The organism is Streptomyces sp. NPDC097129, from assembly GCF_055668065.1.
On record NZ_JBVOQE010000005.1, the window covers coordinates 407,104 to 424,894 of the forward strand.

Below are 17,791 nucleotides of genomic sequence, written 5' to 3' on the forward strand. Positions count from 1 at the left end.
AGAACAAGCTCTTCATGACCCCGGTCCGCACCTCCCTGTTCGCCCTATGGCACGACGACGGGGCCACGCAGGACACCCTCGCCGTCCTGGACCCCGCGACCGGCAAGGTGCGGTCGAAGGTGAACTGCACGGCGTCCTCGTTCCACCGGAACGAGGACGCCGCCAAGAGCGCGTCGCTGTCCGCGAACGGGCGCTACCTCGTCCAGGACGACGCCGCCTTCGACCTGGAGAAGGGCACCGGCCGCTGCTTCGGGGACACCGCGCAGACCAAGGCCGTCGATTTCGACGGCGTGACCGACGACGGCACCGCCTTCGGCAGCACCCTCCCGGTGGACGACTCGGAGCAACGTTCCCCGGTGGTCGTGGACATCGCCACCGGAACGGTCAGGGCCGACCGGTACGAGGTGACGCCGTTCGGTGACTTCGCCGGCTACGGCTTCTTCCTCTACAACGCCGACGACGCGGACACGGACCTGGGGGACTACAAGGTGGTCGCCTACCGGCACGCCCGGTGAGCTGAACGAGCTGAGCGAGGTGCAGCGATCTCCTTGCACGCCAGTGACGGTCCGGTCGCTGCACCTAGTAACGCCTTCGCCCGCTCGATGTGGCGGTCATTACCATCTGGGCCGGCAGCACGGCATGCCCGGTCGCCCGTCAATGGTCGAAGCGCCGCCAGTAGTTGATCATGAAGATCTGACGAATACGTCCAACCTGCCGCGAGCACAGCACGCCGATGGCGATGCCGACGAGGGCACAGGTGAGCTGCGCTTCGAGGCCCAGCATGAGGTCGGTCGCGGTGACCACCTAGTCGCCCATCCACAACGGGAAGCACAGTCCGAAGACCATCAGGACGAGGCAGCTCAGCAGGGCCGTGCCGATCGCCGCGAGCAGGACCGTGAGTGACCGGCCGCCCGCGGTGATGACGACGATCGCCCGCTGCGGCGGGTCGTCCAGGCTCATCAGAGCGATGGTCAGCCAGGTCGAGCAGACGAACAGCGCGCCGGCGGAGGAGGCGTAGGCGGGGGGCAGGGGGCCGCTGCCGTTGACGGTCGGAACGCCCATGAGGCCCATGAACAGGAGCAGCGGGGCAAGGTAGTGCTGCGTGTGCAGCACGGTGGCGAAGGTGTGGCGGAAGAGCGCGATCACCGCGTCTCTCCGTTCGTCGCGACGTTCGGCGTCCGGTGGTGGTCCATGGCCGTCCCGGTGACGCGCTCGACGGACCAGCCGTGCTGGAGCGTGGTGAACAGCAGAGCGTCGGTGGACTCGCGTCTCACGCGCATCCTGACGCCGGTGCTATCCCGGCTCACCGTCAGCACGCCGTCCAGTTGTTCCCAAGCAAGGTCCTGCGGTACGCGGCCGTCCGGCCTGAAGTCAGGACGACGTCGGACGCAGGCCGCTGCCCGGTAGCCCACGGTTCCGGTCCCCGCAACGACACGCGGCCCTTGCTGACCGTGTATGTCCGGGTGGCGCGGGCCCGGGTGACCGACTCGCGGGGTCGGTGAACACGATGGTGCCGCCAGAGGCCGCGAGCTCGGCCATGATCTCGGCGAGCACGCCATGGGCGTCGGCGTCCAGCCCGGACCACGGCTCGTCCAGGACGAGCAGCCCGGGTTCCACCAGGAGGGCCTGGGTCAGTGCGACCTTCTGCGCGTTGCCCTTCGACAGGCTCCACAGGGGGGCGTGCTCGCCGCCCAGCAGGGCGAGTCGGTCCAGCACCGGCCGGCCCGCGCCGAGGCGGCCGAGGTGGTCAGCCCGCGGATGCGGCCCTGTGCGTCAGGTACGCCGCGGCCGACATGCGTTCGTTGGGGGAGAACCGGTCCGGAACGTACCCGACAACGGGCGGCCGGGCGGCCAACGTGCCGTGGGTCGGCCGAGACAGACCCACCGCAATCCGCAGCAGCGTCGACTTTCCCGATCCGTTCCCGCCGGCGACTGCCACGACATCACCGGCCGGGGCCTGAGGTGTCCCGGGTGCTGACCGCTGGGGGCAGGAACTGGTCATAGCCGTGCGGCCGCGCGGATCAGGCCGGCCAGGGCGAGGGAGCGGCTGTGGGCGGGCCAGGCGATGTGGGTCACGACGGGAGGCGCGTCGGTCAAGGGGACGGCCCTGTGCTCGGCCCACAGCCAGGAGCGGGCGGAGTCGGGGACGACCGCCACGGTGCGTCCGAGGGCGATCAACTGGGCCAGTTGCGTCTGGTTGTGGATCTCGGGGCCCGGGCCGGGTGCGTAGGTGCCGTGGGTGGGCCAGCGGGCGAGCGGCAGATCGGGGACGTCCCTGACATCGGCCAGGGACAAGGTCTCGCGGGCGGCGAGGGGGTGCCCGGCAGGCAGGACGGCAACCTGCCCCTCGGTCGTCAGTGCCTCGCTGTCGAACCCGGCGAGGGAGTTCCACGGCGTGTGCATGAGCGCGACATCAGCGCGTCCGTCGCGCAGCAGCTCTTCCTGCTCGGAAATGCCGCACGGCAGCACCTCGATCTCGGCACTGTCGGGCTCGGCCGCGTAGGTGTCGAGAAGGTTCCGCAGCAGTTCGTGGGACGCGGCGGCCTTCACCGCGAGGACCAGCCGACCGCGGGGGCCGCCAGGGCTGTCGGCACCGCCGGCGCGCCGGGTGCGGCGAGCGGCGGCAGCGGTCGCGTCGAGGGCCGCCCGGCCCTCGTGCAACAGCACCTCTCCGGCACCGGTCAGGCGGACGCCACGGCGATTGCGCTGCAGCAGGCAGACCCCGAGGCGCCGTTCGAGCTGCTGGATCGCCCGCGACAGCGGCGGCTGGGCCATGCCGAGGCGCTCGGCGGCGCGCCCGAAGTGCAGTTCCTCGGCGACGGCCACGAAGTACCTCAGCTCGCGGGTCTCCAGGGTGTCCACGGCCGCAGCATACGCAGTGATACCTGGCAGGTATGACAGAACACCGTATCGGTGTTGGCCGCACAATTCGTCCGCGAGCCAACATCATCAGCATGAGCGAAACGATGATCGCGCTGGTGACCGGCGCGAACAAGGGCATCGGGTACGAGATCGCGGCCGGGCTGGGCAGCCTCGGGTACCGCGTGGGTGTGGGAGCCCGCGACGCCGCCCGACGCGAAACCGCCGTCGGGAAGCTGCGCGCCGTCGGCGTGGACGCGTTCGGGGTACCGCTGGACGTGACCGACGACCAGAGCGTCACTGATGCCGCGGAAGTGATCGAACGGCTGGCCGGGCGCCTGGACGCCCTGGTCAACAATGCCGGCATCTCGGGCGAGATGGACCCGGGATGGGTGCAGGACCCGACCGCGCTCGACCTGGAGGTGCTCCGCGCGGTCGTGGATACCAACGTCATGGGTGTCGTCCGGGTGACCAACGCGATGCTGCCACTGTTGCGGCGCTCGGCCTCGCCACGCATCGTCAACGTCTCCAGTAGCGTCGGCTCCCTGGCCCGGCAGGCGGACCCAGACATCGAGATCCCGATCATGGCGGCCTACGCGCCGTCGAAGTCGTTCCTCAACGCCCTCACCGTGCAGTACGCCCGGCAGTTCGCGGGTACGAACATCCTGATCAACGCCGCCTGCCCGGGCCTGGTCGCGACCGATTTCACAGGCTTCCAAGGGCCCCGCACTCCTGAACAGGGCGCGGCCACGGCGATCCGGCTCGCCACCCTGCCCGCCGGCGGCCCGACCGGTTCGTTCTTCGAGGACGACGGCGTCGTCCCCTGGTGATCACGAACCCGCCGTGAATCGACGAGGCCCGGCTCCGGTAGGTCCACGAAACGTGAGCCACGTCGAGTACCAAGTCGGCTCACCTCCGGGGCCCCTCCATGTCAGCGCCTCCCTGCTGAATCCGACCCAGGCCATCGCCGGCGCCGGGGAGGAGCGTGCAGTGTTCACAGGAGCACAGTTCCCGGTGGTGGCCGTGGAAGGGATGGGACGGCCACTCAACGGTGTGGGGCATGTGGCGGGCGGCTCTCAACTCCTCACTGATGACCTGGTGCTCAACTCAACCAGATTCTTCGTAGCGGCCCGGAATTCACAAGGTCCTGACCTGTGGTCTAACGCTTTCGCCTCGGCAGGCGTAGACGGCCGCAATTCGTCGAGTGCGCCGGTCAGACCTCGTGGTCTGAGTTTCGCGCGGCCTTGGGCAACGCGGTCGGGTGGGTTCGACGGGTGTCAGTCGTCGTCGGCGATGAAGTCTGTTATCGCGGCAGCGATAGCTTCGGGCTGCTCGTCGGGGATGAAGTGTCCAGCGTCGGGCACGACGATTCCGGTGGTGTTGTCGGCCCATGGGCTGATGGAGGCGGCCATGTCCGGAACGGAGCCGTGGCTGCTGGAGATTCCGAGGATGGGCACGGTCAGGTGCCGCCGCTTGAGCGCCTCGCGGTTCTTGCGCGCTGACTCCGCGGCGTCTCGGTAGTACGCGAGGGAAGCGCGCAGGCCGCCGTCGACGGCGACGGCCGCCGCGTAGTGGTCGAGCTCGGCGTCGTCGAACGTGTCGGGAGACAGGGCCTTCACCTTCAGGAACCAGCCGACGTACTCGCGTTCGCGGCCGGCAAGCAGCGTCTCGGGCAGGTCGGGCACGATGTGGAACGCGAAGTGCCACGTTTTCCACGCTCGATCCGGGTCGGTGGGAATCGCCTCCGGGAGAGTGATACCGGGAATCCCGGCGTCGAGCAGAGCGACCCCGCGCAGGTGGCTCTCGAAGTTGAGGGCGAGGGAGAAAGCGACCCAGGCGCCGATGTCGTGGGCGACCAGAGAGTAAGTCGACACTCCGAGAGCCTTCACGGCGGTGTGGACGTGCGCGGCGACCGCGTGCGTGTCGTAGCTGCGCTCCGGACGCTCGGAGTGGCCCTGACCAGGTAGGTCGATCGCGATGACGTGGAACCGGTGGGTGAGGCCGGGCATTACCTTTCGCCAGGCCCACCAGGTTTGCGGGAATCCGGCGAGCAGGACGACGGCCGGGCCGCTTGGTCGTCCGCCTTCGACGGCATGAAGGCGGACGCCGTCCGCGTCGACCCAGCGGTGAGTGAATCCGGCCAGATGCTGCAGGGGCAGGTCGCGGATGGGGTTGTTTTCGGAGACATGCGGAGTGCTGGTTGCTGGGTCGGTCACGGGGATCCTCCGTCGGTGTCAGGTGTGCGGTGGGGGCGGTGTAGCTGACGGCGGTGGCTGGGACCACGTGGTGTGTTTCTCGCGCGGTCGCGAAGTGCGGGGTATGCCTGGCCATGACCACGCTTGAAGGCTACACATCTTGAACTGATCAGTTCAAGATAGAATGGTGCGCAACCCAGCCCGAACCATCGACGCATCGGCAAGGAAGTGCCGCGTGGCAGGCAAGAAGCAGTTCGACATGGACACGGCGCTCGACGCCGCGATGATCCAGTTCTGGCGCGATGGCTACGCCGACACCTCATTGGACGATTTGTCTCGGGCAACCGGCCTGAATCGCAGTTCCATCTACTCCTCCCTCGGCGACAAGGACACGCTCTTCCTGCGCTGCCTGGATCTCTACGCCGCGCGCTATGGCGAGAAGTACGACGCCGCCCTGTCGTGTGCAGCCTCGGAACCCGTTGCCGCTGTTCGTGCGTTCTTCGACGTCACCCTCGAGCGCATCGCCGATCCCGAACTACCCGATGGATGTCTGATTGCCCAGTCAGCCATGGCGATCCCAGTGCTGAGTCCGAGCGTCGCAGCGCACGCCAAGCAGGCGCTCGGCTTCCAGCGCCTGCGCCTGCGCACCGCGCTGAAGGCCGGCGGACTGACCGACCAGGACGCCGAAGCCTTCGCTGTACACGCGGCGGCTGTGAACCAGTCGCTCGCCGTCATGAGCAGGGCCGGGGCGAGCCCGGCGCAACTCCGGGCTATCGTGGGCGTGACCGTGGACGCGCTGCCGCAGGCGTTGCGCGCGTAACAAATCTGATACGGCCGTCGGACTCGCAGCCTGGTGCGCACCGTCATTTCAGGAGTTCGATGCGTGCGCGGTAGTGGTGCCAACGGGCTCGGGGCCGGTGGCTTCGTCGCCAATCGGACCAGGCCAAGTGGAACGCGAGGTCCTGGGCCTGTTGTATCCGCCGTGTGATCACGATGAGAAGGCGCTGGATCGCGGGGACGGTCAGCGCTGTCATGCCGCAGTAGGCCGGCGCCTTCTCGTCGGCATCGTCGGGTAGGACAGGTGCGGGGGTGAGTGGCTTTGACGAGGGCCGATGCGACGACGGCCAGCAGCGCGTAGGCGGCGAGCGCGTGCGCGGTGTGCCGCTTCCAGGCCCGGTAGCCGCGCGCCTGGGTGTGGTCCAGGCCGAACCAGATCCGGACACCCCGCTCCCTCAACCGGTCCTCCATGGCGCGCACCAGCTCACCGCCGATGCCGCGTCCACGGAATTCCGGGGCAACGGCCAAAATGTGCCAGATTTCATGACCTGCCGACTGGGGCTAGCTCGACGGGGTCAGGGAGAGGGAGGAGGCGCGTTTCGCCCCCTGTCCGCTCGCGCGTCGACGGTAGTAGGCGTACGTCACCGATCCGAGCAGCGGCCCCCAGGCGAGCAGCGGCAGGTAACAGGCCGTCAAGACCACCTGTTCCGTGGTCGTGTGTCCTGGGGGAAATCCCGCGAAGAGGATGGACAGGAAAAAGTAGTACACGACCCCTGTGGTTGCGAGCGCGCCCAGTGTGGCCGGGACTACCGTGGCGAGCGGGGGGATGCGGCGTCCGCCCAGTAGGGGTATCCAGCGCGGCACCGACTCACCCCATGGCTGGATCAGCCCCAGGGTGAGCAGGCCGAGCCCCTCGGAGACCACGAAGAGCAGGATCAGGTACAGATCGAGACCGGCACCGTGGTCGCGGGCCTCGGCTGTGCCGAAACCGGGGATGGCAAGCATCACTCCCATGCGCCACAGCCCCGAGGGCAGGATCGTGAAGGGCACTGCGTGCGCAGCGATCCGTGCCCAACGGGGCACCGGTGAAACGGGGAAGCGACCGGCGCCCTGAGTGGTGGGCAAGTACCTGTTCGCCAGGGGCACTTCGGGCTGGAAGCTGGACATCACTGCTCCTTCGATTCGTCAGGCATCGTTCGTGTGACGCATCTCGAAGATCGCAGCCCATCCCATCTTCCGGCGTCCTCCGCACGGTGGGGACCGGTCCGCCGTGCGGGGGACACCCTCGTCGACTCAAGGACGACCGCCGAGGGGGTGTTCTCTCGCACGTGCATCACCGGGGCCAGGCCCACGTACACGCGCAGGGCATCCATCTGTGATGGGCGTAGCTCGATCACCTGCTCCGTGTCCGTGTGCGGCGCGCTGTGCGGCGTGGAGGCGGGGGAGGCTTGGAGGTAGGCCAGGACGTCGTGGCCTGGGCGCTGAGGCGGGCGGCCCACAGCACCGGACGTCCCTCATGGGCGGACAGTTCCGCGGTGGGCATCTCGACGCTGCGCACGTCAGCCGGGAGCGGCAGGGGTTCGATCTGAGCCGGTCGCTTTCCAGGTTGCCCGGTAGGTCTGCGGGGTCGTGCCGGTGACGCGCTTGAACCGTTCGCGGAAGGCGGTGGCGGATCCGAAACCAGCCTGTACGGCGATGCGTTCGACGGAATGATCGCTGTTCTCGAGTAGGTACTGGGCGTGCCGGACGCGTGCGCGGAGCAGCCATTGCAGCGGGGTCGTGCCGGTCTGTTCACGGAAGCGGCGGCTGAAGGTGCGGGTACTCATGGCGCAGCGGGCAGCCATGGCCTCCAGGGTGAGGTCCTCGCCGAGGTGATCCTGGATCCAGGCCAGAGTCGGTTCCAGAAGTGAGCCGCGAGGCAGCGGCGGGGGTTCGTGGACGATGTACTGGGCCTGGCCGCCCTCACGTTCCAAGGGCGTGACGGCCAGTCGGGCCGCGTCCGCCGCGACGGCCGAGCCCAGGTCGCTGCGGACCAGATGCAGGCACAGGTCCATGCCGGCGGAGGCCCCGGCAGAGGTGAGCAGTTGACCGTTGTCAACGTAGAGGACGTCCGGGCGCACTTCGATTGTCGGGTACTGCCGGGCGAGCTGATCAGCGGCGATCCAGTGGGTGGTGGCAGCCAGGCCGTCCAGCAGGCCGGTGGCGGCCAAGGTGAAGGCGCCGCCGCAGATCGAGGCGATGCGTGCGCCGTGGGCGGCGGCGTCGCGCAGAGCCTGAAGAGCCTCGACCGGGGGCGGGCCCGCACGTTCCTCCCGGCCGGGCACGATGATCGTGTCGGCGTCGGCGAGGCCGTCCAGCCCCCAGGGCGCACGGATGGTGAACGTTTCGGTCGGCACCTCCGGTCGGGTGCCGCAGACGCGCACCCGGTAGGGGCGACGCCCGTCCGGCAGGCGCACGCGTCCGAACACCTCCACCGGGATGGCCATGTCGAAGGCCACCGTCCGATCCAGCGCAAGAATCGCAACCGTGTGCATCCGCGCAGACTACGCCCACTTCCAGCCGCACCACATCGCCCTGGCCCAGAGGTTGTGTGTCGGGAAAGCGCTAGTCAGCGAAGTGGCGAGAACTCGTTGATTTGTGTCATTCAAGCCCATGGGCGGGGCCTGTTGTGCTGCCTAGCGTGAGCGCGGCAGTCAAGGACCCAGGGAAATGAGAGTCGCCGATGCTGGCCCAGTTCGTCCTCTTCGATGGTTTCGACCCGTTGGACATCATCGCCCCGTTCGAAGTCTTCAGCGCCGCCCGAACCTTCACCGATCGAGTGACCGTCGAACTGGTCTCCGCTGAAGGAAGAAGGCAGGTGCCGAGCGGAATCCCCGGCGTCGCGCTGCCGGCCGCCGCTTCTCTGGCCCCGGACCGCGCGGACCTGGTCGTCGTCCCGGGCGCGGCCGGCAGGCTCCCCGGGCAGGGCGCGGACGGCTCCGCCGAGGAACAGATTCCCGCGATCCTCGGCCGTGCGCTGACCACCGAACTCCCGAAGTTGCTGGCCGCCGCGCTGGCCGCAGAGGGCACCACGGTGGCCACGGTCTGCGGCGGCTCACTGGTGCTGTCGATGGCCGGACTTGTGCACGGCCGCCACGCCACCACTCATCACCAGGGTTTGCACCTGCTCGGCGCGGGCGGCGTGCACGTCGCCCCGGGCCGGGTCGTCGACGACGGCGACCTGGTCACCGCTGGGGGCGTCACCTCCGGCCTCGACCTGGGCCTGTATCTGCTGGACCGGGAGATCGGGCCGAAGGTCGCGCTCGCGGTGGAGCAGCTGTTCGCCTATGAGCGCCGCGGCGTCGTCTGGCGCGACCAGGGGCCCGCGCCGGTGTCCGCCGCCGGCGGCGCGGAGCAGCCGCGATGACCAAGCTCCTGCTCATCCTGCACGTGCTCGCTGCGATCGTCGCCGTCGGCCCGGTGACCGTGGCGGGCAGCATGTTTCCCGCCGCGGCCCGCCGTGCCGCCGGCTCGCCCGACCGGAAGGAGGCGGTCGCCACGGTACGGGTGCTGCACCGCGTCTGCCGCGTCTACGCCGCACTCGCTCTGGCCGTTCCCGGCCTCGGCTTCGCCACCGCGAGCGAGCTGCACGTCCTGGGCAGCCCCTGGCTGATCACCTCGATCGCGCTGACCGGTGCCGCCGCACTGGTGCTGGCACTGCTGGTTCTGCCGGCCCAGGAACGCCTCCTCGCCGACCTGGCCGAATCCGCACCTGGGACGGCGGTCGTCGAGCGCGCGCAGACCGCGCGCCTGGCCATGCTCACGGGCGCCTTCAATCTGCTCTGGGCGACGGTCACCGTCCTGATGATCCTCCGCCCAGGCTCCACCACGGGAGTGTGACCCATGACCGCCGACTCCGCAGCCGCGCCACGGCTCGCACGCAAGCCGCTGCGGGCTACAGCAACCATCGAACTGGTCAGCCTCACCGTGTTGTTGCTCAACCTCGCCACCGCGAACGCCCAGCAGATCGCGGCGCTGATCGGTCCTGTACACGGGATCGCATGGCTCTTCGGCATACTGGCCACCTGGCGCGACCGGCAGCGCAGCACCGGCGCCGTGCTGCGCGCCGTCATTCCCGGCATCGGAGGCCTGCTCGCACTCCGCGCCCTGGAACGCACCGGCACGCAGCCCGCTCCGGACGCGGGGGCGGGGGCACGATGAGGGCCCGGCTGCCCACGCTCGCGGCCACGGCCGCGCCCACCCTGGCGTTCGTGACCGCCTACGGTGCCGACGGGCTGCGGACCGCCCTCGTGGCGGCCACAGCGGCCGGGGCGCTCGTTCTCGGGTGTGGTCTGTGGATCCGTCGGTACCTCCGGCACGCGGCGGTAGGCGCGTTGCTGGCGGTGACCTGCGCGGCCGTGGCGGTCGGTACCGGGCAGGCGCGAGGCTTCTTCCTGCTGCCCATGCTGCTGCCCGCAGCGTCATCGGCGGCCTGCCTGCTGTCGGTGCTGGCAGGCCGTCCGCTGGCCGGCATGGTGGCCAACCGGGTCGCGGGCGGCCCACGACACTGGCGTTCGCACCAGCCCCTGCACCGCTTCTATCGTTGGATGACGGTGTTCATCGGCCTGGTGTCCTTGGCGAGCCTGGCGGCGCAGGCCGCCCTCTACAGTCGTGCGCAGATCGCCTGGCTCGGCGGCCTTCACATCGTCATGGGGGTGCTGTGGCCCGGGATCACCGCCTTCACGCTGGCTCTGTCGCGGGTGGCCGTCGCCCGCCACCGCGAGTCGGCCCCGGGTACAGACCCGGCTTCAAGACGATCGAACGCGGTCCGGGCACAGTAGGAATCGTGGACCCTTCTGCAGGGAACGTCGGACCAGAGTATTTGCCCGCGTCAACGCCCTGGCCGGCGGAGGGCACGTTGGCGGAGGTCTTGATGCTCTGCGTGTCCAGCAAGCATGCACTCGGTGCAGCGACGTGGTCCTCGGCTCACGTACCGGTCGCCGCAGAACTCCGTTGACGCAGGAGGCGGGCATCCGGCGCTTGGGGACAGGGGTTCCGGCGGGCCTGATCCGCAAGGACGTAGCAAGCGGAACCCGCCCTGTCGTGACGCCGGGGCCGGCGACCAGCAAATGCGCGGAATCATCGCCGAAGGGTTCAAGGCGGTCTATGTCCAGGACGGCAGCGGACGCGCTATGGGACGGTCGGACGTGGAAATCAACGACATCGACTATTTGGACCTGGACTACTGAAAAGAGGACACCGAGGCCCTTCGGGTTCGCGCGTTTGAGCCGAAGCACGGTAGTTGTCACATAGGCGGGCTTGTTGTCACCAAGGTCAGCAGGTGGGGGGGTGGGAGGTGTCACGATCACTGCGCGGCGGGGTTGCTGTAGTCGTCGAGAAGGGGGCTGTGGCGTTCGGTGAGTGGGCCGACGCCGAGGTCTTCACGCATGAGCTTGCGCATCTTGGCGGCTGCTTTGCCGCGCGCCTCCCAGCGGGCGCGATCCTCTGGACTGCCGACGGCAGTGCCGTCGATGTAGCCGTCGCAGATGCGTCGCAGGCAGTGGAACACGCTGTTGGAGGCTTTGACGACGGGTTGGGGCGCGATAAGCCACATCCGTTCTGATGCGATACCTATGCCTGAATCCCGAAGGGCTTCGCGCAGCACCAGGGCCCGTTCGTCGTCGGAGGGGTGCTCTCGCTCGGCCAAGGCTCGCAGAGTCTCACCGAGGACCTTCACGGTGGTGGTGTACTGCGTGTAGATGTCGAGCCGCAGTCGAAGGGCTTCTTTGACATCCTCGTGCTTCCATCGGTTCCGATCGGCGATGAGAGTGGCGACGATGCCGATCGCGGCCCCGGTCAGGGTGGAGAGCAGTGGCAACCAATCCATGCGTGCCAGAGTGGGCCATCCCGGGACGGTAGCGCCAGGTGGCTGACCCCGTAACCAGGGAGCGTGCGCGGTCGGAGGTGACAGCAACCCTGCTTCCCACGCTGCCAGTGCCAAGTAGCGCGCTCACGGCCACAAAGTCGCAGGTCGGTGCTCGCGTGAGGTGACACCTACCGTGCTTCGGCTCACGCGATGAGCCGAAGCTCGATAGTTGTCACAGGGCAGGCTTTTTGTCACCGAGCTGTAGGGCGCCCTGTTCCCGTCACGCCGGCGCGGGCTGATGCACCGGCTGCCGTCGAGGCGTCCCGCGCGGCGAGCCTGGACGCCGCGGGGTGCTCTGTGCCGGTCACGCGCGGGAGGCGAGGTGCCGCCATTCGTTCCATGTGTCGAGCCGCTTCCGATAGGCCGCCTCGACCACCGGATAGGGGTAGGTGCCGAGGAAGAGCCGCAGGGGTGGTGCGTCGGTGTCGACGAGTTCGAGGACAACGGCGGCGGTGTCTTGCGCGTCCTGAGGCGTGCGGGCGGACGCACCGGCCCGGCGCGCGGCGCGGACGGGTTCGTAGGCGGGGAGCGGTTCGGTGTGCACTGCGGAGGCGCCCGACCAGTCGGTGCCGTAGGGGCCGGGTTCGAGCAGAGTAACGTGGATCCCGAAGGGGGCGACCTCCTGGGCCAGGGCCTCGCTCATCCCCTCCAGGGCCCACTTGGAGGCGTTGTACAGCCCGAGTGTGGGGAAGGCGGCGAGGCCTCCGAGGCTGGAGACCTGCAGGATGTGACCGCTGCCCTGGGCCCGCAGGTACGGCAGGGCCGCCTGCGTCACCCACAGCGGGCCGAACAGGTTGGTGTCGAGCTGGGCGCGAGCCTGTTCCTCGGTGGTTTCCTCGACCATGCCGAACAGGCCGTAGCCCGCGTTGTTGACGACCACGTCGAGGCGGCCGAAGGTCTCGGCGGCCTGCTGCACCGCGGCAGTCACGGCGGTGCGGTCGGTCACGTCGAGGCGGAGCGGGAGCACGTTGTCCCCGTGTGCGTCCAGGAGAGGTCGCAGGGTCTCGGGATCGCGTGCGGTGGCGGCGACGCGGTCGCCGCGGTCGAGAGCGGCTTGGGCCCAGATGCGGCCGAAGCCGCGGGACGCGCCGGTGATGAACCAGATCTTCATGACATCGAGCCTGCGCCGTTCACATCTCGGCAGCCAGCACCCCCGCAGGGTTACCCTCGCACCATGGTGTCCGACAACCTTCTGGGAGATTTCCTCAAGGCCCGGCGTGGACGGGTCGCTCCGGCGGACGTGGCGGTGCCCGCCGGCGGACGTCGCCGGGTGGCAGGACTGCGCCGGGAGGAACTGGCCCGGCTCGCCGGAATCAGCGAGCCGTACCTGGTCCGGCTCGAACAGGGCGTCGACCGGCACCCTTCGCCCCAGGTGCTGCGCGCTCTCGCGCGGGCGCTGAAGCTGGACGCTGACGCCTCCGCTCACCTGCACGCCCTCGCCACCGCCGCCCCCGTGCCGCCGTCGCGGACCGAGGTCTCCGCGGAAGTGCACCGGCTGCTCGACGCGTGGGCGGACCGCCCTGCGTACGTGCGCGACCGGTGCTTCGACGTGCTGGCGGCGAACAAGCAGGCCCGTGCGCTCGCCCCGATGTACGAGCCCGGGAGCAACCTGGTCCGGGCGGTGTTCCTCGACCCGGCGTCCCGCCGGCTCTTCCCCGACTGGGCGGAGGTGGCCGCGCAGACCGCAGCGGCCCTGCGCGCCGAAGCCGACCCACGCGACCCCAAAACCGTCCGCCTGATCGCCGAGTTGGAGACGGACGGGGAGTTCCGCCGTATGTGGATGCGGCACGAGACCCGGCCCGCCCGGGACGAACTCAAGCGCTTCGCGCACCCGGTCGTCGGCAGCCTCGCCCTGCGAAGGCAGGCGCTCACCGTCGGCGGCGCCGAGCAACAGGTGATCATCGTGTATCAGGCGACGGCCGGGAGCCCGTCCGAAGCCGCCCTGGCGCGTCTTCTGTGACGCGCCAGACGTCTGCCGTTGGCCAGGGTGTCCCGACCGTCGTTCCGGTGACAGAAGGCGTGCTGAATGAGTTCTCGTGACAAGTCGAAGGCCTCGTTCGTGACAACCAGACTGCCTCCACTTTTCCCATACGCCAGCTCATCCGCTTCTACCGATGACAACTCCTGTGCTGCGGCTCACGCGAGACTTGGCAAGGCTGGGCTCTTCGGTTGGGCGTCGACCGGCACAGTACGAGCGCCGGTGACCAGCCCGCTGCGCATTCTCGCCAAGCAAGGGCAGGAGCGCGGGGGCTCCCGGCATCGGCTTCACCCGCCGGAATCCACGGCTCTCGTTACTGCTGCTGCAGCTTGGCGGTGAGCCAGCTGAGGCTCAAGACAAGCTGCCTGGTACGGCCCCGTTCCTCCATCAGTTCCTGGTTGCGCTCGTGGGCTTGGGCGAGTTGCTCCTGCGCTTTTGCGGCCTGGTCCTGGGCGGTGGCCGCGTCGCTGGCCAAAGCAGACCCCGGCGCATCGTCTGGGGCTGCCGCTCTCGGCGCGGGCAGCTCCGGGCCAGGCTTCGGGCGCTGGGCAGCGACGAACAGACGTAAGGCCTCCCTCATGCACGCCGGTTGCTGGTGGGGAGTGACGTGGGCGACCAGTTACTGCACGAAGGCCTGAGAGGGCACAGACTCGCCGCTCAGGTACGACGAGATGGTGCTCCGTCCTGGCTTTGTAGGTGAGTTTCGAGAACGTCTGTCGATCAGCCGTGGGAACGCCTGGTTCCGCGGGAGAGTGACGTCGCTGAGTTTCGAGAACGCCTCGGTGCTTGCTTCGGGACCAATTGGCCAAGTACATCCTATTGAGCCAAGCCGTTCGCAACTCGGCGAAGGCCGGCGAGCCGGTGCGTCGCAAGAGCCAGCACACCGGCCACCGCCACCCTCGACCGTCCCCTCCACCACTGCGGAGTCACCTCTATCAACGGCCCCAGCTACCGCCGCAAGAACCCCCTCGCCTCCATCGAACGGGATGCCCAAATGGCCTGACCAGCGACAACAGCGCAGCTCTCACCGGATGACAGAAATCTCCCAAAGCGGCCCCTGCCATTCACCCAGCTCCGCAACGAGAACCCGGCGGGCCACCCGCCGAGCCCGACTCCACCCCTCATAGACGGACAACGCATCCGTCGTCCACTGACCAGCGTTCTCGGCACCGCTCATCTCGCTGAGAATGGTGTCGATCTCGCTCAAGTCGGGCAGGACGCCGCGATCGAGTTGTCCCTCCTCCACCAGGTCCTCAGCCATGCGAAAAGCGTGATCGAAGTCCAGGGCGATCTCATCCGTCACCACGTCATGCCTGGCCAGCCAGGCAACCTGGGTCTGGGCATCAGCCGCCAGCACGGTCAGCGACTCAATCAACAAGCGCCGACGGAACGAGGGATCAGGACTCTGCATCGCACGATCGTGGCACGAGTCCACCTACCCGAGCCCACAGACGAACACCAGGCTGAGCACCTTCATCTGTACTTCGTTGAGCACTTTCGTTTCGCGAGTACGCCGACACGTGCTCCAGAATCAGGGCGTGGATGTCCCCACGCTTCTGGAAGCCGCCTCCCTGCTGGTCCCCGAAGAGATCGCCACCGAGAACGACATCACGGTCAACGACGTCTGGAAATACCTGGCCCACGACGAGTGGGAGGTGGCTCTCGGGCTGTTGGAGGAACTCGGCGACGTCCACCCGCTTCAGCTCAGCTTCTGGGAGACCCTCGCCATGGCTGCCGAGCAGATGCAACTGGAGAAGAGCGCGGCTTGGTGTCGTTGGCGCTGCTACGAAACCCGCAACGGGATCATCCGTGCGGACCTCACCCTCGGACCAGCCAGTGAGGGCCGTCGGCAGACCCCCTTCGCCGGAGCCGGCGTTCTTCGGCCGATGTGGAATATCGGAAATCGAACCCCGTCCGGCGAACCGGCCCTCAACATCGCGAGCCTCTGGGTCGAATTCACACCCTTGCTGGGGCCTGGCGAGCGATCCTCCGTGCGACTCGCCCCCCTTGACCCTTCGCAGTGGCGGCACCTTCAGCCCGGCCAAACGATCACGATGCACGAAGACCGAACCGCCGCTGGAACGGCTGTCGTCCTGGAGGCTCAGGGGCCTGCGGCCACACCTGCCACATAAAATTGACTGCCCCGCGCTCCGTCTGTTCGTGCAGTGAAGCATCTTCGCCTCGGCCGGGCGGGAAGCGTTCTTCGAGGGCTACGTCCACGCTCTCAGAGATCCACCGGCCGGACACCGGGCTCGCCCCGGCCTCCGGTCGGCACGCTGCACGGGCCGCGCATCCGTGCGCGCCGCATCCGGCTCGCAAGCCTCAAATGCCCCGCCTTCCGCGGTCCCGGCTGCCCATAGGTGCAGGCCTCTTCGCCGTTGGTCGCCTCGCTGTACCGGGCGTTCGCCGAGGCCGAGGCCACCGCCGCGGACGACGGCCTGCCGCTGCGGGTGGGACTCACCGTAATCTGGTTGCTGCGGACGTCACGTCACGACTATGACTCGTGACGTGACGACGAGCCCGAGCGAATCCGTGTCCCCCTGGACCCACGTCGAGGACTTCCTGCGCGACCGCGGCGCCGACCGCGTGCCCCACCCCGGCGGCACCCTGCTGGCCCATCTCTCGCGCGTAGCAGGGCTGTTGGCTGAATGGGGCGCCGATCCCGACGTCCAGGCGGCGGGGCTGTGCCATGCCGCCTACGGCACCGACGGGTTCGACGAGGTCCTGCTCAGGACGACCGAACGCGCCTCACTGGCCGACCTCATCGGCGAGCGCGCCGAGGCGCTGGTCCACCTCTACGGCAGCTGCGACCGGGACGCCGTGTATCCGCTGCTCGGCGGGGACCGACCGGTCGTCTTCCGTGACCGCTTCACCGGAGGCGAGCACACCCCCTCCGACGCCGACCTGCGTGCGTTCGTGGAGATCACCGCCGCCAACGAACTGGACGTCCTCGCGCACAACGAGGACCTGGCCGCCCGGTACGGCGCTGCCCTGTACGGCCTCTTCGCCCGGTCGCGCGACCTGCTCTCCGCCGGCGCGTGGGCCGCCTGCACCCGGCAGCTCGGGCCCGAAGCCCGGCCGGAAGCCGCGCCGGGGCTGCGGGTCACGGGCATCGACCATCTGGTGCTGACCGTCACGGACATCGAGCGGACCGTCGACTTCTACCGGCGCGTCCTCGGCATGGAACCGGTGACGTTCGGCGACGGCCGCCGCGCCCTGGTGTTCGGCCCCAGCAAGATCAATCTGCACCGGGCCGGCCGTGAACTCCTCCCGCACGCCGCTCGACCCATCCCCGGCAGCGCCGATCTGTGTCTGCTCACCGACCTCCCGCAGACCCAGGTCCTGGAACACCTGGCGGCCTGCGGCGTCAATCCGGAAGAAGGCCCGATGCCGCGCACCGGCGCCCGGGGCCCCTTCGTGAGCACCTATCTACGCGACCCCGACGGCAACCTCGTCGAGATCAGCACCTACCCCGACACCGACGGCTGAAGAAGCCACCGACGCCCCGACTGGTGACCAGATGGATTCTCAGCCGCCCGTAATCCTCACCGAGATCGAACAACTCCCCTCTCAAGGAGTCCTGGTCAACTGCCCCGAGCCTGACGCCCGCTTGCCGTCCTGGGCCTGGCGGCAGGCGACGTCGTCACCGAGGTGCAGCTGCGCAACCTCTTCGGCGAGGGCCGGCACCCGCACGCCGACCGGATCGAGGGCGACCAGCTCGCCGCTGGGAAGAAGCCCGCGGCCGCGCGCCGGGCCGGGGGGCTCGGGCGGCGAGTGAAGGTCACCGGCTTGGACCTGACCTTCCGCCCGCAGCCTACCCTCACCCTCCTGTGGGCGCTCGGGGATGAGGAGACACGGCGGGCGAACGAGGCCGCGCACGAGCGGGCCATCGCGGCCGTGCTCGCCTGGATCGAGGACGAGGCCGCGATCATCCGCGTCGGCGCCCAGGGCGTCTGCAAGGCCATCCCGGTGCACGGTCTGGTCGCCGCGCGGTCCCGCCACCACGAGGCGCGCTCCGGGATGCCACTGCCGCATGACGATCTCCTTCTGTCCGTCAAAGCCCAGCGCTGATGGCAA

The 17,791-nt window shown here is 68.9% G+C and carries 21 protein-coding genes and 4 pseudogenes; 12 read left to right on the plus strand and 13 right to left on the minus strand.

The annotated features are described in order from the left end of the window. Positions 1–14 precede the first annotated feature (14 nt). A complete protein-coding gene (locus AC0B9F_RS18045) occupies positions 15–515 on the plus strand; it encodes a hypothetical protein (RefSeq protein ID WP_472003660.1) in 501 nt (166 codons plus the stop codon). Positions 516–654: 139 nt separating this feature from the next. Here the strand turns inward: AC0B9F_RS18045 and AC0B9F_RS18050 are convergent, their stop codons facing one another. The 4 genes and pseudogenes from AC0B9F_RS18050 to AC0B9F_RS18065 form a co-directional block, all read right to left on the minus strand. Next, a complete protein-coding gene (locus AC0B9F_RS18050) occupies positions 655–804 on the minus strand; it encodes a hypothetical protein (RefSeq protein WP_472003662.1) in 150 nt (49 codons plus the stop codon). Continuing rightward, positions 805–1,146 (minus strand): hypothetical protein, encoded by a 342-nt coding sequence (locus AC0B9F_RS18055; protein WP_472003664.1) that lies wholly within the window; start codon positions 1,144–1,146, stop codon positions 805–807. Next, positions 1,143–2,002: pseudogene (locus AC0B9F_RS18060) on the minus strand (ATP-binding cassette domain-containing protein). Before AC0B9F_RS18060 ends, AC0B9F_RS18055 begins: the two are co-directional and overlap by 4 nt. Beyond that, positions 1,999–2,862 carry a LysR family transcriptional regulator gene (locus AC0B9F_RS18065; protein ID WP_472003666.1) on the minus strand — a complete coding sequence of 288 codons (864 nt, stop codon included), beginning with the start codon at positions 2,860–2,862 and terminating at the stop codon, positions 1,999–2,001. Before AC0B9F_RS18065 ends, AC0B9F_RS18060 begins: the two are co-directional and overlap by 4 nt. Positions 2,863–2,954: 92 nt before the next feature. Here AC0B9F_RS18065 and AC0B9F_RS18070 point away from each other — a divergent pair, with 92 nt between their 5' ends. Further along, on the plus strand, positions 2,955–3,689 hold the full coding sequence (locus tag AC0B9F_RS18070) for an SDR family oxidoreductase (RefSeq protein WP_472003668.1): 735 nt from the start codon (positions 2,955–2,957) through the stop codon (positions 3,687–3,689). 447 nt (positions 3,690–4,136) lie between these two features. Here the strand turns inward: AC0B9F_RS18070 and AC0B9F_RS18075 are convergent, their stop codons facing one another. Continuing rightward, a complete protein-coding gene (locus tag AC0B9F_RS18075; RefSeq protein WP_472003670.1) occupies positions 4,137–5,075 on the minus strand; it encodes an alpha/beta fold hydrolase in 939 nt (312 codons plus the stop codon). 214 nt (positions 5,076–5,289) lie between these two features. On the opposite strand from AC0B9F_RS18075, the gene AC0B9F_RS18080 reads away from it, so the two are divergent. Then, on the plus strand, positions 5,290–5,874 hold the full coding sequence (locus tag AC0B9F_RS18080; RefSeq protein WP_472003672.1) for a TetR/AcrR family transcriptional regulator: 585 nt from the start codon (positions 5,290–5,292) through the stop codon (positions 5,872–5,874). A gap of 374 nt (positions 5,875–6,248) precedes the next feature. Here AC0B9F_RS18080 and AC0B9F_RS18085 read toward each other — a convergent pair. The 3 genes and pseudogenes from AC0B9F_RS18085 to AC0B9F_RS18095 form a co-directional block, all read right to left on the minus strand. Continuing rightward, positions 6,249–6,359: pseudogene (locus tag AC0B9F_RS18085) on the minus strand (GNAT family N-acetyltransferase); the annotation flags it as partial. Positions 6,360–6,392: 33 nt separating this feature from the next. Continuing rightward, positions 6,393–6,998 (minus strand): hypothetical protein, encoded by a 606-nt coding sequence (locus AC0B9F_RS18090; protein ID WP_472003674.1) that lies wholly within the window; start codon positions 6,996–6,998, stop codon positions 6,393–6,395. Positions 6,999–7,390: 392 nt separating this feature from the next. Beyond that, on the minus strand, positions 7,391–8,365 hold the full coding sequence (locus AC0B9F_RS18095; protein WP_472003676.1) for a GlxA family transcriptional regulator: 975 nt from the start codon (positions 8,363–8,365) through the stop codon (positions 7,391–7,393). 188 nt (positions 8,366–8,553) lie between these two features. On the opposite strand from AC0B9F_RS18095, the gene AC0B9F_RS18100 reads away from it, so the two are divergent. Genes AC0B9F_RS18100 through AC0B9F_RS18115 form a run of 4 tightly spaced genes read left to right on the plus strand, consistent with a single transcriptional unit; the run spans position 8,554 to position 10,651 of the window. Further along, complete coding sequence (locus AC0B9F_RS18100; RefSeq protein WP_472003677.1) at positions 8,554–9,237, plus strand: DJ-1/PfpI family protein; 684 nt, start codon at positions 8,554–8,556, stop codon at positions 9,235–9,237. Further along, on the plus strand, positions 9,234–9,710 hold the full coding sequence (locus AC0B9F_RS18105) for a DUF2269 family protein (RefSeq protein ID WP_472003679.1): 477 nt from the start codon (positions 9,234–9,236) through the stop codon (positions 9,708–9,710). The genes AC0B9F_RS18100 and AC0B9F_RS18105 overlap by 4 nt, the downstream gene beginning before the upstream one ends. Positions 9,711–9,713: 3 nt before the next feature. Continuing rightward, positions 9,714–10,031 carry a hypothetical protein gene (locus AC0B9F_RS18110; RefSeq protein WP_472003681.1) on the plus strand — a complete coding sequence of 106 codons (318 nt, stop codon included), beginning with the start codon at positions 9,714–9,716 and terminating at the stop codon, positions 10,029–10,031. Next, positions 10,028–10,651 (plus strand): DUF3159 domain-containing protein, encoded by a 624-nt coding sequence (locus AC0B9F_RS18115; RefSeq protein WP_472003683.1) that lies wholly within the window; start codon positions 10,028–10,030, stop codon positions 10,649–10,651. The genes AC0B9F_RS18110 and AC0B9F_RS18115 overlap by 4 nt, the downstream gene beginning before the upstream one ends. 40 nt (positions 10,652–10,691) lie before the next feature. On the opposite strand, the pseudogene AC0B9F_RS18120 reads toward AC0B9F_RS18115, so the two are convergent. Beyond that, a pseudogene (locus AC0B9F_RS18120) lies at positions 10,692–10,828 on the minus strand (IS5 family transposase); the annotation flags it as partial. Positions 10,829–10,912: 84 nt separating this feature from the next. On the opposite strand from AC0B9F_RS18120, the pseudogene AC0B9F_RS18125 reads away from it, so the two are divergent. Then, a pseudogene (locus AC0B9F_RS18125) lies at positions 10,913–11,059 on the plus strand (telomere-protecting terminal protein Tpg); the annotation flags it as partial. A gap of 116 nt (positions 11,060–11,175) precedes the next feature. Here the strand turns inward: AC0B9F_RS18125 and AC0B9F_RS18130 are convergent. Both AC0B9F_RS18130 and AC0B9F_RS18135 read right to left on the minus strand, forming a co-directional pair. Next, a complete protein-coding gene (locus AC0B9F_RS18130; protein WP_472003684.1) occupies positions 11,176–11,697 on the minus strand; it encodes a hypothetical protein in 522 nt (173 codons plus the stop codon). Between the two features lie 343 nt (positions 11,698–12,040). After that, complete coding sequence (locus AC0B9F_RS18135; protein WP_472003685.1) at positions 12,041–12,847, minus strand: SDR family oxidoreductase; 807 nt, start codon at positions 12,845–12,847, stop codon at positions 12,041–12,043. A 63-nt stretch (positions 12,848–12,910) separates the two neighbouring features. Here AC0B9F_RS18135 and AC0B9F_RS18140 point away from each other — a divergent pair, with 63 nt between their 5' ends. Further along, a complete protein-coding gene (locus AC0B9F_RS18140) occupies positions 12,911–13,696 on the plus strand; it encodes a helix-turn-helix domain-containing protein (RefSeq protein ID WP_472003687.1) in 786 nt (261 codons plus the stop codon). Between the two features lie 331 nt (positions 13,697–14,027). Here the strand turns inward: AC0B9F_RS18140 and AC0B9F_RS18145 are convergent, their stop codons facing one another. Beyond that, complete coding sequence (locus AC0B9F_RS18145; RefSeq protein WP_472003689.1) at positions 14,028–14,189, minus strand: hypothetical protein; 162 nt, start codon at positions 14,187–14,189, stop codon at positions 14,028–14,030. Between the two features lie 549 nt (positions 14,190–14,738). After that, positions 14,739–15,125 carry a hypothetical protein gene (locus AC0B9F_RS18150; protein ID WP_472003690.1) on the minus strand — a complete coding sequence of 129 codons (387 nt, stop codon included), beginning with the start codon at positions 15,123–15,125 and terminating at the stop codon, positions 14,739–14,741. A 127-nt stretch (positions 15,126–15,252) separates the two neighbouring features. Between AC0B9F_RS18150 and AC0B9F_RS18155 the strand changes: the two genes are divergently transcribed. The 3 genes from AC0B9F_RS18155 to AC0B9F_RS18165 all read left to right on the plus strand — a co-directional run bounded on the left by AC0B9F_RS18155 (position 15,253) and on the right by AC0B9F_RS18165 (position 17,785). Beyond that, complete coding sequence (locus AC0B9F_RS18155) at positions 15,253–15,846, plus strand: hypothetical protein (protein WP_472003692.1); 594 nt, start codon at positions 15,253–15,255, stop codon at positions 15,844–15,846. A gap of 376 nt (positions 15,847–16,222) precedes the next feature. Next, positions 16,223–17,203 (plus strand): VOC family protein, encoded by a 981-nt coding sequence (locus AC0B9F_RS18160; protein ID WP_472003694.1) that lies wholly within the window; start codon positions 16,223–16,225, stop codon positions 17,201–17,203. A gap of 135 nt (positions 17,204–17,338) precedes the next feature. Beyond that, positions 17,339–17,785, plus strand: coding sequence for a relaxase domain-containing protein (locus tag AC0B9F_RS18165; protein ID WP_472003808.1), 447 nt, complete (start codon positions 17,339–17,341; stop codon positions 17,783–17,785). Positions 17,786–17,791: the final 6 nt, after the last annotated feature.